The 14,402-nt window shown below is 59.2% G+C and carries 12 protein-coding genes; 9 read left to right on the forward strand and 3 right to left on the reverse strand.

All coding sequences use genetic code 11. The annotated features are described in order from the left end of the window. Positions 1-65 precede the first annotated feature (65 nt). The 4 genes from ACUXST_RS02570 (at position 66) to ACUXST_RS02585 (ending at position 3,293) form a co-directional block, all read left to right on the forward strand. Positions 66-1,310, forward strand: a complete 1,245-nt coding sequence (locus ACUXST_RS02570) for a tyrosine-type recombinase/integrase (protein WP_458388379.1) — start codon at positions 66-68, stop codon at positions 1,308-1,310. Next, positions 1,303-1,911: a hypothetical protein gene (locus tag ACUXST_RS02575; protein WP_458388380.1), complete on the forward strand. Its 609-nt coding sequence runs from the start codon at positions 1,303-1,305 to the stop codon at positions 1,909-1,911. The genes ACUXST_RS02570 and ACUXST_RS02575 overlap by 8 nt, the downstream gene beginning before the upstream one ends. Before the next feature lie 61 nt (positions 1,912-1,972). After that, positions 1,973-2,164: a helix-turn-helix transcriptional regulator gene (locus ACUXST_RS02580; RefSeq protein WP_458388381.1), complete on the forward strand. Its 192-nt coding sequence runs from the start codon at positions 1,973-1,975 to the stop codon at positions 2,162-2,164. Positions 2,165-3,149: 985 nt separating this feature from the next. After that, positions 3,150-3,293 carry a hypothetical protein gene (locus tag ACUXST_RS02585; RefSeq protein ID WP_458388382.1) on the forward strand — a complete coding sequence of 48 codons (144 nt, stop codon included), beginning with the start codon at positions 3,150-3,152 and terminating at the stop codon, positions 3,291-3,293. Between the two features lie 193 nt (positions 3,294-3,486). Here the strand turns inward: ACUXST_RS02585 and ACUXST_RS02590 are convergent, their stop codons facing one another. After that, the gene (locus ACUXST_RS02590) at positions 3,487-3,651 is read right to left on the reverse strand and encodes a hypothetical protein (RefSeq protein WP_458388383.1); all 165 of its coding nucleotides are present in this window, start codon (positions 3,649-3,651) and stop codon (positions 3,487-3,489) included. A 176-nt stretch (positions 3,652-3,827) separates the two neighbouring features. Between ACUXST_RS02590 and ACUXST_RS02595 the strand changes: the two genes are divergently transcribed. From ACUXST_RS02595 to ACUXST_RS02610, 4 genes are all read left to right on the forward strand, one after another. After that, positions 3,828-5,300, forward strand: coding sequence for an ATP-binding protein (locus ACUXST_RS02595; RefSeq protein WP_458388384.1), 1,473 nt, complete (start codon positions 3,828-3,830; stop codon positions 5,298-5,300). Continuing rightward, positions 5,293-7,989 (forward strand): Z1 domain-containing protein, encoded by a 2,697-nt coding sequence (locus ACUXST_RS02600; RefSeq protein ID WP_458388385.1) that lies wholly within the window; start codon positions 5,293-5,295, stop codon positions 7,987-7,989. The genes ACUXST_RS02595 and ACUXST_RS02600 overlap by 8 nt, the downstream gene beginning before the upstream one ends. Beyond that, complete coding sequence (locus ACUXST_RS02605; RefSeq protein WP_458388386.1) at positions 7,982-8,968, forward strand: PD-(D/E)XK motif protein; 987 nt, start codon at positions 7,982-7,984, stop codon at positions 8,966-8,968. The genes ACUXST_RS02600 and ACUXST_RS02605 overlap by 8 nt, the downstream gene beginning before the upstream one ends. Before the next feature lie 88 nt (positions 8,969-9,056). Beyond that, positions 9,057-11,039, forward strand: coding sequence for an AIPR family protein (locus ACUXST_RS02610; RefSeq protein WP_458388999.1), 1,983 nt, complete (start codon positions 9,057-9,059; stop codon positions 11,037-11,039). Here the strand turns inward: ACUXST_RS02610 and ACUXST_RS02615 are convergent. Continuing rightward, positions 10,948-11,496 carry a very short patch repair endonuclease gene (locus ACUXST_RS02615; RefSeq protein WP_458388387.1) on the reverse strand — a complete coding sequence of 183 codons (549 nt, stop codon included), beginning with the start codon at positions 11,494-11,496 and terminating at the stop codon, positions 10,948-10,950. The genes ACUXST_RS02610 and ACUXST_RS02615 overlap by 92 nt on opposite strands. A gap of 59 nt (positions 11,497-11,555) precedes the next feature. On the opposite strand from ACUXST_RS02615, the gene ACUXST_RS02620 reads away from it, so the two are divergent. After that, positions 11,556-13,094 carry a DNA cytosine methyltransferase gene (locus ACUXST_RS02620; RefSeq protein WP_458388388.1) on the forward strand — a complete coding sequence of 513 codons (1,539 nt, stop codon included), beginning with the start codon at positions 11,556-11,558 and terminating at the stop codon, positions 13,092-13,094. A gap of 230 nt (positions 13,095-13,324) precedes the next feature. Here ACUXST_RS02620 and ACUXST_RS02625 read toward each other — a convergent pair whose 3' ends face one another. Then, positions 13,325-14,173, reverse strand: coding sequence for an HNH endonuclease (locus ACUXST_RS02625; protein WP_458388389.1), 849 nt, complete (start codon positions 14,171-14,173; stop codon positions 13,325-13,327). Between the last annotated feature and the right edge of the window lie 229 nt (positions 14,174-14,402).

Genomic DNA, 14,402 nt, shown 5'->3' on the forward strand with positions numbered 1-14,402 from the left:
AACCGGGGGTATCCAGCCCCGAATGTTACCCAGGGTAAGGCTTTTCTGCGGCATCGGAGGGCTGGATGACGGTGCAGGGAACGGGCCTGACAGACGCCAAGATCCGCGGGCTGAAGGCGCCATCGTCGGGAAGGCTCGAGTTCCCCGACCGGCTCGTGGTCGGACTGCGCGTCCGCGTCGGAAGCAGCGGAGCGAAGACGTTCATCCTGCGCAAGCGGGTCGGGGGCAGGACCAGCAACATCGCGCTCGGGCGCTACCACGAGACGCGCTTCACCCTGGCCGATGCGCGCCGGCACGCACGCACCCTTCTCAGCGACATCGAGGCGGGACGCGAACCCCGACCGGCGCAGCGAAAGGTTGCGGCGAGATCCACCAGCGTCGCTGCAATGTATGACGAATACTGGCGTGCAGAAGCGGCTAGGAAGAGATCCGGGCCGGAGATCGATCGCATCTTCCGGCGATACATCCTGCCAGTGCTCGGTCAGCGACTTGCCGATAGCGTGACGCGAGGGGAGATTACCCGGCTGATCGATGAGGTTGCGCGCGGCGGCGCACGCGAAACACCGGTGATGGCCCGAGCAGTCGCCGCTCAGCTCAGTGCGTTCTACTCGTGGGCGATGCCGCGGCTCGATACGCTCGAGCAAAACCCCTGCCGTGATGCCGGCAAGCCGAAGGCGCCGACGCCGCGCGACCGCGTGCTGTCGAATGAGGAGATAGCAGCTCTGTGGCGGGCGTTGGACGAGGAGCAGTTGCCGTGGAGCGCGGGCGTCCGGCTGCTGTTGCTGACAGGCCAACGGCGGGGCGAGGTGTTCAGTGCCGAACGCAGCGAGTTCGAACTGGAGTCGCTGACGTGGACGATACCTGCTTCGCGAGCGAAGAACGGGCGGCCGCATCTGGTGCCGCTCTCGGCGCTCGCCGCTGAAGTCATTGCCGGTGTTCCCGAGATTATCGGCAGCAACCGACTGTTTCCCGCACGATCCAATCTTAGCAACGGAGCAAGCGGGTTCAGCAAGGCACTTGCCCGGCTCAACGCGGCCGTGAGGGCGCAGGTGGGCGAGACCGAGTGGTTCACGTTTCACGACCTTCGTCGGACTGTGGCGACGGGGCTGCAGCGCCTTGGAATTCGCCTCGACGTTACGGAGGCCGTACTCAACCACGTGAGCGGGTCACGGGGTGGGCTAGCCGCTGTTTATCAGCGGCATCACTACACGGATGAGAAGCGCGCGGCATTGCACCTCTGGGCGCAGGATTTATTGAGAACTGTCGCGCGCCGGTCCGCCGGAGGGAACGTGATTGCGATCCATGGCTGAGCACGCTCCACCGGGAATTGCCCTGTACGAACCGCTGCTCGAGAGCGTCATTTTCCCAGAGCCTCTGGATCAGGACCTGATGCAGAGCCTGATCGGTCCGATAATCGCCGGGACGCCTGAACCGTGGAAGAAGTCTGAGGAAGTGCTGGCCCGCATTCAGGAGGGGCTATCTGCATACGAGAAGTTGCCTGCCAAATTGCGCGAGGAACATTTCAAGCCTCATGCGGGCCAAGCCTGGTACCGCCAGCAGATCGTATCGTGTGCGCAGAGAGTGCGCTTCCATATCTTACGTGGAGATGCCTCCTGGGCGGCATACGACGCTTTCGAGCTCGGGCAGGTCTTTCAGGAGTGGCAGCTGAAGTTCGAGTATGACGCCGATGTGATCTTCGGTGCGAAGCGTCGCGCAGAGCTTAACGATGGCGCTCAGGCGCGGAGGAGAGGATCGCAGGCTAGTCGCGTGGCCGAGGTTGATCGTCTGAAGGCTAAGGGAGTTAGCAAAAGGCGCGCCTTTGCACTCGTCGGGAAGGCGGAGGGTGGCACAAGCGCCAGCACGATCGAACAAGACTACTACAGGGCGAAAAACAAAACGTCCGTGTTCTAGTGATAGGGACGCCAGCGTCTTCGTACATCCGTCAGCGTCCAACACGAGACGGAGATGCAACATGCAAAAGCTGCTGCGCCTTCCAGAGGTCATCCAACTGACCAACCTGAGGCGATCCACGATTTATGACCTGATGGGAAAGGGCGAATTCCCACGGCCGCTGAAAATCACTGGCGCACGTCTGAATGCCTGGTCCATGGACGAGATCGAGACCTACGTCGCTGCCCGGGCGGCGGACAGGCTAGGATCGTGAACACGGCGCGGCGACTGGACGCTTCCGAACCCGCAAACTGCTGAGCATCATGCATGCCGAAGCGCTCCAAGGCTCCCCACCGGGCTGACGCCCGTGGCGGCGGCTTCATGCTGATACCGCACGCCCTCGCAGATTCCGACGCCTTCCGAACTCTGCCATTTAGGTCGCGGGCCGTGCTGCTCGCGTTGCTGCGCCGGTTCGATGGCTACAACAACGGGCGCATCGGCTTGAGTACGCGCAAGCTTGCCGATGCACTCGGAACAACGAATTACTCGGCCAACAGCGAGGCGCTTGGCTACCTTGTTGCGCGCGGAATTGTTGCCGTCGAGAGGGTAGGTGAGCGCGGTTCCCGCCGCTCTCGCGAGTTCCGGCTCACCTTCATCTCTACCGGGGAGGGGCCGGGCGAGCACGCGTCGAATGATTACCTGTCATGGCGAGCGGGTGATGCCGGCACCGGAAAAAACAGACATGCGAAATTCACAGCACGCGGCGCTCGTTCCGCTGCGTTGAACACAGCGGACAGGAAAGTTTCTGCATCGGACGTCACAACGAATGAAACTTCAAGTGGCGGAATTGCGTCACGCGAAATTTCGGGGACTGTTGTGAGTTTCCCAGCACATATAAGGAACCATACCGGGAGCTCCGCCACGCGCGGGCGAGGCGCTCATTCGGCGCCGGACGCTTTGGACCTTCGCGCTGCGAGCCTCGCTTTGATTGAACGGGTTGGGCGGGGTTCTCAAACGAGACTGGCCCACGACGCCGGGATCCCGGCCGGAACACTGTCCAAGTTTCTCAAGAGGAATGGGCCGTTGGCCGCGCCAGCGCGGGTTCAATTGACGATCGCCTTGGCCAGGCTTGAGCACTGGAAGGAGTATGTACGGTGAGTCACGATATAGGCGAGAGTCGGACCGAGTATCCGTCAGCCAGTTTCGTACAGAGCCTGCTTGAAGGCGACTGTGTAGAGCCAGTCTGTGGGGGGCCTTGCATGGTCGTGATCGATGATCCCCTTGCGCGGCTCGCTACCATCAGCTGGGCCGTCGTGCGCACGATCTGGTTCGACAAACAGGGGCACCAGCAGACTGGTCTCTTTGCTCCCGACGCTCTGCGGCTGCTCCGTCGCCGGATGTGAGCAATGCTGAATAGCGTGGGCGTGAAGCTATAGGTTTCAAGTCGCGGATCACGGTGCTTCTGACCCAATCCAATGTGCCGACACGGGAGGCGCTTCGCCGTGGATTAGAAAGCCCTTCCATTTTCCGCTTAGTTGCAGATAACTACGGGCAGACTGTCGCAGTCGAGTGCCAGACGAGCGACAGCGCGAGGGCTTAATGCAGCGTAATGTAGATGCGTATCTTCAGGCTCAGCGAGCTATCGCCGAGCTCAAGGCAGCGACGCTTACGGTTCTGGGTGACCACGATGGAGGTCTTACGAATGCCGATCTCGGCAGGTCGCTGGGCATCTACATGGGCCACAAACGACACGAAGGTCACGTGTCACGAACTATCCTGGACCTGCTAGAGAACGAAGGCTTGGTCGTGCAGGATTCTGTTACGAAGGCCTGGTCGCTCCGGCCACGCTCCTCGTAGGTGTTCTGCATGAACACGCACCGTGGTCTCTGGCGGGTACCTCGCGCGTGCCCGTCCGCTGGACTGGCGGTCTGACCCGAATGCGTTACGTTCAGAATCCTCCAGATGCGTGCGCGCTGATGACCTCCGCCCGCAGCTTCGGAAATTATGATCTCGCGAGCGCACTCGCCGATCTGATCGACAATAGTATCAAGGCGAAGGCAAAAGTCGTCGACCTGACCTGCCTTTACAACGCAGCCGACCCGATCGTCCGCATCGCCGACGACGGCGACGGAATGACGCAGGGCGAGCTGCACGCTGCGATGAGACCCGCAAGCTCAAACCCTTCAGACGAACGCTCACCGGATGACCTTGGCCGCTTTGGCTGGGGCATGAAGACTGCCTCATTCTCGCAGTGCAAACGGCTGACCGTAGTCAGCCAGAAGAATGGGAAGCTGTCGGGTGCAACCTGGGATCTAGACGACGTCGACGCTTGGAAGATGGGCGTCCTCGAGGTGGCAGACATCACCGAACTCGCTTCCGCTCAGGTGCAAAAGAAGCACGGCACTGAGGTTATCTGGACGTCGTGCGACCGGCTTTCCGAGAACGGAAATCTAGCGGAATCTGCCTTCAATGATCTGATCGTTCACGCTCGAAATCGACTGTCACTGGTATTCCATCGTTATCTCGCCGGAGAGGTTCGCGGGCGCAAGCTCGCGATTCGGCTCAATGGAACTCCTCTCTCACCATTTGATCCGTTCCATCGCTCCAATAATGCCACCCAACCGCTGGAAATCCAGGAGGTGGCTGTCCGCGGCAAAGGGAGGATTCGCATCGAGCCCTTCATCCTTCCGCACTATTCGAAACTTGGCGCCGGCGACTATGAGCGGCTGGCTGGCGCGGAAGGGTTTGTCCGAAACCAGGGATTCTACGTCTACCGAAATCATCGCCTGATCATCAACGGGACATGGTTCCGTTTGATGAGGCATGGCGAGCTCTCCCAGCTTGTCAGGATCAGTATTGATATCCCGAACTCGCTCGACGAGCTGTGGAAGATCACCGTCGATAAGGCCGACGCTCAGCTACCGACCGCATTGCGCAACCGTCTCAGGACGATCGTAGAGGGACTGCGGAAAAGCTCTGGGAAGGTATTCCGATCGAAGGGCGGTAAGATATCGTCCGCAAACAAGATAGCGGTTTGGAGCAAGTATGCGCGTGGCGGCGAGATCCGTTACTACATCAACCGCGAGCATCCCTTGGTCGCAGCGCTCCTCGACTTACCGGAAGATGATCTGAGCGGGGCCGCACTCGCGGCGATCAGCGCTATCGAACAGAATTTTCCCGTTGTGAATTTCGGCCAGGACGTCGTGGCTAACCCTGACGGTCTGCACCAAGCTGAGAGCGATCCGCGGAAGCTTCTCGACCAGCTCGATGCGGCCCTTCCGCTTCTCTTGGCGAACGCAGGCGGCTCATTTGAAAATTTGGTGAAGATACTGAAGTTCACGCAGCCTTTCAGTGAAGCGTGGCCGATGGTCTCGGAGCATCTCAAGAGCAAGGGTTGGCTAGGTGGCTAATATCGACAGCGAACTCGCGTATTTCAGAATCTGTCTGAACCAGAAGTACGGTGAACTGATTTCCGCAGGGCTCCCAATCCCGGTGGGCGCGATCCGCGAAACGGTAGAGAGCGGCCCCTTTGCGAATCTTACCGACGAAGATCGCGAACTGGCGATCAGAGAGCTCGAGCATGGCTTCACCGTAACGCAGGCGAGGGGCGCCGCCGTCACGAAGGATTTCCGTCCTTGGCTGCAGGACAAGCGTAGCAGCCACAACTCTTACTACTGGCCGCGCCTGCGCAGGTACTACCTGGAGGGCAACGTTCTGCCGTCGCACGTCGTCGCCACGCTCGACAACGTGACCGATGAGATCCTGGATTTCTCTGGCGATCCGACCGAGCCCAGCAGCGGCGGCCGACGGGGTATGGTGATGGGCCACGTCCAATCGGGCAAGACCACGAACTATTCAGCATTGATCTGCAAGGCCGCGGATGCGGGTTACAAGGTGATCATCCTCTTGGCGGGCATCACGAACTCGCTCCGTGCGCAGACGCAGGAACGTCTCGATGAGACATTTATCGGCAAGAAATCGGTCTTTGGCCCTGTGGCACCTGAATCGTTGCCAATCCAGATGTACGCGACGGAACGGCGAATCCCGTCCTACGGGACATCTAGGGATCGCGATTTCACTCGGGATGCGGCCGGCATGTTCTTCAGCCTGGCGGCACACAATGAACCAATCATTTTTGTTACCAAGAAGAACAAGGCGCCTTTGGAAAGGCTGCGTGACTGGCTCATCGAACAGGGCGGCCCGGACACGCTAGATCTGCCCTGCCTGCTCATTGACGATGAGGCGGACAACGCATCCATCAATACAATCAAGGATCCGAAGCGCACCACCGCCATCAACGGGGTCATCCGCCAGACTCTCGCCCTCTTCGATCGCTCTGCATACGTGGGATACACCGCCACTCCGTTCGCGAACATTTTCATTGATCCAGACAGCGACGAGGCGATGGAGGCCGATGACCTTTTCCCGCGGCACTTCATCAAGGCGCTGGATCCCCCGACTAATTACGTCGGTTCTGCCCGGGTTTTCGCGGACGATGGCGACCTAAAAACATCGATGGTCAGGGTTGTCGACGATTTCGGTGACATCCTCCCGCTCGCACACAAGCGGACTCACCCACTTGAGGAACTCCCGCCAACTCTCCTCAAGGCCATACGTGTATTCTGTCTGTCGAGGGCGATCCGCGTGCTGCGTGGCCAAGGCAAACAGCACTGTTCGATGATGATCAATGTCAGCCGGTTCAATGACATCCAAGAACGCGTCCTCGGCCTCGTTTATACATACCTGACGCGCCTCCAGAACGCCGTCGTCGTCAATGCAAACCTTCCGTTCGGTTCCGTGACGGACGGTGACATTCATGAGTTGAGAGCGACGTACGAGGAGGAGTACGGCGACCTCGGAATTGGGTTCAAGATGCTTCTGCCGCTCCTTCCGGACGCAGTCGACAGCATCAAACCCCTTACGGTGAACATGAAGGGCGGTGCCCTCGAATACTCACGCAATCGCGAGAAGGGCTTGCACGTTATCGCCATCGGCGGCTTGGCTCTGTCGCGCGGTCTGACACTTGAGGGCCTGACGGTGTCGTACATCCTCCGGAATACGGCAGCATCCGACACTCTCATGCAGATGGCGCGATGGTTTGGCTACCGACCGGATTACGAAGATATTTGCCGGCTCTATCTGCCCGAAACGTCCTTGGATCATTACGAATATGTCGATGCTGCGATCGAGGAACTGCGCACCGAGGTGAAGCGCATGCAGCTTCTAAATCAGACTCCCGAGCAGTTCGGATTGCGAGTTCGTCAGAGCCCGCTCGCGATCCGCATCACGGCCGCTAACAAGATGCGAACGGCATCGAAGCTCACGCTCGCACAGGATTATTCTGGCCGTCACATCGAAGGGTACGCGCTCGTCAACGACGATGCAGTGAATTTGAAAAACATGTCGGTGGTGGGGAAATTCGTGAAGGCGCTTGGCTCGCCCAACCCCACGGCGACCTGCCAACAGTCACTGGTCTGGCGGGGCGTGAACGGTCGCAACGTGTTCTCGCTCCTTCGAAGCTTCCGCTTTTCGGAAGCTCATGGTGATCTTGGCCTCATAACCGGCGATACGAGCCTCCTCCAGGATTACGTGGGGGACCGCCTTGGCTCGGAACTGCGCGAGTGGGATGTTGCCCTTCCGCAGATTCAGTCCGGTGAACCGCGCGAAGTATTCGGAAGGACGATCCGATTGAGATCACGCTTGAGCGGGACGGCAGACGGGGAAGTGTACCGCGTCAACGGCATGAAGAACCGTGTCGCCGATCCGAACGACGTTCAGCTCGCGATGGCCGATGAGGAACTCGCTGCCGCTGCAGAAGAAATGGCGGCGGAAAACGGCCGGCGTGGGGAAGGGGCATACTGCGCACATCGATCGAGACCGCTGCTCATAATCCATGTTTTCAAGGCCAAAACTGCCAAGGGTACGCTAAAAATTGCGGACCCCGTTGTTTCTCTCAGCGTCGCGCTGCCAACAACCGGAGTGGCTCCGTCGACGCGCACCTATCAGGTGAACAAGGTCTACAAGAAGCAACTCGAGCTCTTCATGAGCGAGCAGGACGACGACGAGGAGATCCTAGTCAACGAGTACATAGATGCCTGACCGGTGGGCCGACATCCCGCCAAGCGTCGATCCTGCCGAGCCGAACCTCAGGCGCGCCGATCCAGCTCACCCGTTGGATTTCTGGCGCGGTCGCGATTTTCAAGGCCGCTACATATTCCAGCTTGATGGACATGGTCAGCTCGAGACAATTGGCAAGTGGCCAGCGCCGGCTGGCATCGACCTGCACCCGGTCCCGATGGGGCAGGATCGCTACCGGCTGCGCCTGATCCTATTCGACGAGGATGACAGAGAGCTTTTCCGCGCGCTCTGCGTAACGTTGCTTGACGCCACCAGCGATCTCACTCGCGAGGGCGATGAAGCCCTGCGGATCGTGGTTTCGCTCCTTTTCAAGTGGCAGGACATGCTCGCTCGCCGCAAGGCGTCTCTCCTGAGTCCGCAGGAGGCCTTGGGGCTATTCGGGGAGCTACTCTTCCTAAGGGACGTGATGCTGACGAACATGTCAGCGGCTCCCGCGGTGCATTCGTGGCGGGGCCCATATGGTGATGAGCAGGATTTTCTGTTCGCCGGAACGATCTTCGAGATCAAGACGACAATTGCTACCTCAGACCGTCGTCTGCGAATTTCATCGGAGGATCAGCTCGACACGACTTCAGGTCCGATAGTTCTTTGTCAGCAGAACCTGAGTGTCACGACGGCAACTGGCGATGATGGGCGGTCGCTCGGATCCTTGGTGGATGAAATCCGAGCTTTGGTAGGGACGGAGTCTGAAGCCAGAGATCGGTTGGAGGGCGGGCTGGTTGCTGGCGGATATTCCGATCGGCCGGAATATGGAGTCGACCACTGGCTCCTATCAGAGAGGATATCATACCACGTTCGGGATGATTTCCCGCGCATCGTCAGGAGCATGCTGCGACCAGGGGTCGAGAAGGTGCGGTACTCAATCCGGCCAGACGCCTGCAGCCAATTCGTCATTGATCTCAACGACACTTTGGAAGGACTCATTCGTGGAGGCAGCTGATCTCGAAGCGTCCTATTCTGAGTTCAACGAGGAGCTGCTGCTCGAGGCTGAAGCTTCATCGGAGCCCACCCGAAGTGCATTCTTCCGCATGTATTCGGAGCTGGCGGCGGATAATGGAGATTGTATAGATCTGCAGTACACCCCCGTCCGCCGCGAGGGTCGCGGCGCATACCAGATTGACGGCTACGCTCTCGATGCAGAACGGAAGATTCTGTACCTCGCTATATGTGACTTCCGGCAAAGCAGCGACCTGGAAGTCCTGAACGCTCAACAAATCGAAGATTACATGAAAAAGGCGCGGCGGTTCGTGGAGCTCGCCTTCGACGCAACTTTCATCAACGAACTGGAGGAAACGAGCCCGTCGTTCGAGGCAGCATATGCGATCTACAGCCAGCCTTCTGCCATCCGACGCATCAGGGTCGTTCTATTCTCCAATGCGCGGCTGTCGACGCGGCGGCCACCCGAGGCCGCGGATGAGATTGCGGGCCGATCTGCTGTCTACAACTATTTCGACTTTCGACGCTACGCCGAGATCCTGGGATCCCGGGGAGCGCCGGAACCGATCGAGATCGATTTCACTGCGCTTGGCTCGGAGCCGCTACCATGCCTGCCCGCTTCGGGCGGCAACGCCGCCTTCGAGTCCTACCTCGCTGCTATTCCTGGAAGCCTCCTTGCCAAGATCTACGGCTTATACGGCGCGCGGCTTCTGGAGCAGAACGTGCGAACATTTCTACAAGCCCGCACAAAGGTGAACCGCGGGATCATCACTACGGCTCGCGAGAATCCTGAGCGCTTCTTCGCGTACAATAACGGAATCACGGCGACCGCTTCGGGCATTCGGCGCGGCCGCACGGCAGACGGAGCTGTCGCGCTCGAAGCGATACAGGATCTTCAGATTGTCAATGGAGGTCAGACTACCGCGTCGATTCTGTATGCCCAAGACCAGGTCAGCGCGGACCTCTCAGAAGTCTTCGTCCAGATGAAGCTGACGGTGGTCCGCCCTGACCTGATCGAGGAGATCGTTCCGAAGATCTCTCGATACGCGAACACGCAGAACAAGATCAGCGAAGCGGACTTCTTCTCGAGTCACCCGTTCCACGTCGCGATGGAGCAGATGTCGCGTCGGTTAGCGGCGCCACCAAAGCCGGGTGCGATGACAGGGACGAAGTGGTTCTACGAAAGAGCGCGTGGGCAGTACAAGGACGCGAGCGCGTATGGCACACCAGCAGAGAAGCGACGCTTTTCGCTGGAATTTCCGAAGGCGCAGGTCTTCGATAAGACCGACCTTGCGAAGTATCAGCTTACGTTCGACGGTGAACCGCATGTGGTGTCTCAAGGCGCTCAGAAGTGCTTCCTCACCTTCGCAGAACAGGTTGCCAAGGATTGGGAGACCTCTTCGCTACGTTTCAACGAAGTGTGGTTCAGGAATACGGCCTCGAAGGCACTGATCTTCCGCTGGACGGACCACATGGTGGGTCAGTCCGAATGGTACCGCGAGGACAGGGGCTACAAGGCCCAGACCGTGACTTACACGCTGGCTTGGCTACAGAACAGAATCAGACGTAGCGGGAAAGCCGGCATCAACCTTCAGCTCGTCTGGAACAGTCAGGAAGTCCCCGAGGAACTGCGTGTGATCATCGAGCAGGCCGCACCAGCCGTGGCGAAGGCCATTCGGGACACGCCTCCGACCGTCAAGAACGTAGGCGAATACTGCAAGCAGCAGGCATGCTGGGCAACAGTATCCCGGCTCGAACTGCCGCTCGCGCATCTACCTGACTCCGTGCTGCTCGATCATGAGGATGCAAAGGAAGCGATCAAAGCCGCGTCCTCGGTGAGAAAAATGGACCTTGAGATCGAGCTGGACACGCTCCTGGTGCGTCTGGCCCCAAAGGCTCAAGCGCTGGCAACTGGCGCGAAACGGAAGGGGCTGCTCTCACCACGTTCCGATGCCGCCCTCAACAAGGTCGCCAAAGGGCACTTCAATCTGGTTCGCTCGGAGAAGGCAGCGCTAACTCACCTGCTGGCGCGGTTAGCGGAGGAGGGCGTCGACTTGGACCAGTTCCTGAGCTGACATCAGCACCTCCCACAGGCAGTTCAAAACTCGCGTCTTCCGAACGGATCCACTCGCCCACGAGCGCTGACGTTGCGCGCACCTGTTCGGGCATCCGCAGTTGGCACTCCCAGACCACCGCCGTTCTCCAGCCGAGCTCGCGGGAACGCTGCATGTTCCTCGCATCACGTTCTGCGTTCCTTGTCAGCTTCGGGATCCAGAAATCCGGCCGCGTCACAGGAGTTGCCGCATATCGGCACCCCGGATGACGGTGCCAGAAGCAACCGTGCACTTGGATCACGCACCGCCTGTTCCTGTCGACTATGTCGGGGCAGCCTGGGAGATCTCCTGCATGAGTTTCCAGACTAAACCCGAGCTCCTGCAACGCGTCCCGAAGTCGCCGTTCCGGTTTCGTGTTCTTCGTAGGCATATCGCTCATCATTCGTGAACGGGTTGCCGCATTTACGACGTCGGCCATGACATTCCGCTGGATGTGCCTGTGGGACCTGGTATCAATACGCTTTGAGGGGGAGCGGGGTGCCGGAAAAATTCTGCGTGGTTGATCTTTTCGCCGGACCAGGCGGGCTGGCCGAAGGTTTCTCGTCGCTGTCCACTGACGGCATACACCCTTTCAAGGTGGCACTTTCAGTTGAGAAGGAAAGTTCTGCGTTTGCCACCCTCAGGCTACGAAGTTTCTTCCGACAGTTTGATGGCCAACCGCCTTCCGAATATTACGACTATATCGCTGGCGAGTTGCCCAAGGCAGAGCTGATCAGGCGCTTTCCGGCGCATTGGAAAGCCGCCTGCGAAGAGACACTCCAAGCGGAATTAGGATCGTCGGCAGCCGAGCGAGAAATCGACTGGCGCATTGATCAGATCAATAGGGAGGCCGGCGACAGAGCGATTTTGGTCGGTGGGCCCCCTTGTCAGGCCTATTCGCTCGTAGGGCGCGCCAGAAACCGTGGCGTAGCCGGATATGTACCCAGCGAGGACCGGAGGCATTTCCTCTATCGGGAATACATCAGGATCCTCGATCGACTGAACCCAGTCGCCTTCGTGATGGAAAACGTGAAGGGTATCCTTTCCTCGAGCGTGAGGGGAACGAGCATTTTCGGACAGGTCCTCGACGACCTGCGAAATGCAGGCGAAGGCTACACAATCACTTCGTTCGCCCCTGATTCAAAAAACAATCAGTTCATCCTACGGTCTGAGGAATACGGTATTCCCCAGTCCCGTCACCGGGTCATCCTAGTTGGCGTCAGAGGTGACCTGTCCGACCAGTTAAACCTCGACCAGCGACTAACGAAGCGGAACTACGTTCCCACTGTATCAGACGTCATCCGGGGCTTTCCTGCGCTGAGAAGCGGTCTCAGCAAGGCAGCCGACTCTGACGGCGCTTGGCGCACCATGATCCGTCAGGCGTACGAGGTGGCCGCGCTAGGCGCGGCTGAAGTTGGTCTGTCCGACGTGGCCGCGAGACTCGCTGCGCTCGCAGAGTCGCCTCGGGAATTGCACCGACAGGTGGAACTCCCTCCTGCGCCCGCAGAAGACGGAAACCTATCGGACTGGCTGCACGACAAGAAGCTCAAAGTCACGCCAAATCATTACGCGCGCGGTCACATGGCTGCTGATCTGGCACGGTATGCATTCGCATCAGTGTTCGCGGAAATTCAAGGTTTCTCTCCGCGCGCAGTCGACTTCCCTGCCTCACTATCTCCGCAGCATAAGAACTGGAAATCCAACAAGTTTAATGATCGGTTTCGAGTTCAGACATGGAACAAACCATCATCCACAATCACCAGTCATATCGCCAAAGACGGCCATTACTTCATCCATCCTGATCCTTCACAATGCCGGAGCCTGACGGTGCGCGAGGCTGCGCGATTGCAGACCTTTCCCGACAATTACTATTTTGAGGGCAATCGCACGCAGCAGTATGTTCAAGTAGGAAATGCTGTTCCGCCGTTACTTGCTCGGCAAATTGCCGCAATAGTTCATTCCACGATGGCTCCGTTACTAGAGTCTGCCTTCGGTGCAAGGGACTTAGCTGGACCCGTATCGGATATCGCTGCCTAACACTTGCGGTCGTTGAAGGTTGGTCGCAAGAGAGACATACACCAAATGACCCGGCGACCTAAGGAGCTTCGGCTGCTCGGCTTCTACGTCCGATCAGTGGGCGCGTCGCGCTATCTGTTATCTCCAGGCCCACAGCGCCCAGGCGCGGTATCTCGCGGTACAGCGCTTCGAATAATATGAGGGGGCTTGGAGCTGGTGCGCGAGAACCTACGTCTACGAGTGTCTGATTTTTATCCCAAGTACCTGTTCTCGCGATGCCAACGGAGCGCATCCTGTGAGGGCAGCGCGATCCCCGGCGCTGGCGTTGCGACCTCCCTCCCGTGCATCTCGTAGTAATGTTTACCGTTGTCGAAGTCAGCTTTGAGCCGCTCGGATACACTGAACCGCAAGTCCTCGGTCACGGTGACGTAGCCGCGGTCGAAAAGCTTGTGGATGTCGGTTCGGAGCAGAAGACCATTTGAGACCTCGTGCTCGCCGCCTTCGGCGTACGACCGGATGTGAGCCGCGTCCAGGATTGGCAGCGTCTTCTCGCCGGAGACTGCGCAGCGCCGCTGGTACCCGTCGGTTATGGCCATGCGGAACGTCCCTTGCCCCAGCCGGCGCAGCAACAGTGTGGGCGCACCGAACCGGTTGCCTGAGGCCGGTTCGGGCGCGTTGGGTGTGGTGGCCAAGCGCTCCTGCACCGCGCGCCATAGGGCGAGCCCTTCCGCGTCCTCGGTCGTGTAAGTACGCCCAACGACGGTGTTAGCCGAAAAGCTGCTGGGTGCGGGCAGCCATCGCTCGCTCGGCCAGAAGAACGGCTGCGTGAGAATGCGACAACCGATCGTTGGGTCGTCGCTTTTGTCCAAGTCCCTCATCCGCCTCAGCTTGGCTATCGTGGCGCGCATGTCGGTTAGGCTTAGATTGCCGTTGGCAGTTTCGAACGCCTCCCATGCAAGCGACAACGGAGCAAGGCTCGCGTGCTCGAACACACCGCCGCCTGCGATAGCGTTCCAAGGTGCCTTCAGTTTGAACAGGAATAGATCACCAGGCCGCAGCGCTTTGAATTCGCCCGCGCCGGACGGCTGCCAGAAGTTCACCTCGCCCGGGCTAAGTCCGGAGAGGTGGTCGAACCACGGCTTGTGAGTGACGCCCACGAAAATCCTAAGCACAGTTCAACTTTCGCGCTTGCGACGCCCCATGGCAAGCGGGCGCACTTGAGCAGCTTCGGTCTGCTTCCCACGCGCGAACACTCAGTTAGCAAAGCGTCGCGGACCGGGATGTCGCTTCCGCCCTGAAGCCATAGACACCCAGAACTCAGCACTGTGA

The sequence above is a fragment of the Sphingomonas sp. F9_3S_D5_B_2 genome, from assembly GCF_054263715.1.

What these genes read in the sequence shown, in the direction of transcription:
- ACUXST_RS02570 (WP_458388379.1), top strand. Translation starts at nt 66, where the DNA reads ATGACGGTGCAGGGAACGGGCCTGACAGACGCCAAGATCCGCGGGCTG.
- ACUXST_RS02575 (WP_458388380.1), top strand. Translation starts at nt 1,303, where the DNA reads ATGGCTGAGCACGCTCCACCGGGAATTGCCCTGTACGAACCGCTGCTC.
- ACUXST_RS02580 (WP_458388381.1), top strand. Translation starts at nt 1,973, where the DNA reads ATGCAAAAGCTGCTGCGCCTTCCAGAGGTCATCCAACTGACCAACCTG.
- ACUXST_RS02585 (WP_458388382.1), top strand. Translation starts at nt 3,150, where the DNA reads ATGGTCGTGATCGATGATCCCCTTGCGCGGCTCGCTACCATCAGCTGG.
- ACUXST_RS02595 (WP_458388384.1), top strand. Translation starts at nt 3,828, where the DNA reads ATGCGTTACGTTCAGAATCCTCCAGATGCGTGCGCGCTGATGACCTCC.
- ACUXST_RS02605 (WP_458388386.1), top strand. Translation starts at nt 7,982, where the DNA reads ATGCCTGACCGGTGGGCCGACATCCCGCCAAGCGTCGATCCTGCCGAG.
- ACUXST_RS02610 (WP_458388999.1), top strand. Translation starts at nt 9,057, where the DNA reads ATGTATTCGGAGCTGGCGGCGGATAATGGAGATTGTATAGATCTGCAG.
- ACUXST_RS02615 (WP_458388387.1), bottom strand. Translation starts at nt 11,496, where the DNA reads ATGGCCGACGTCGTAAATGCGGCAACCCGTTCACGAATGATGAGCGAT.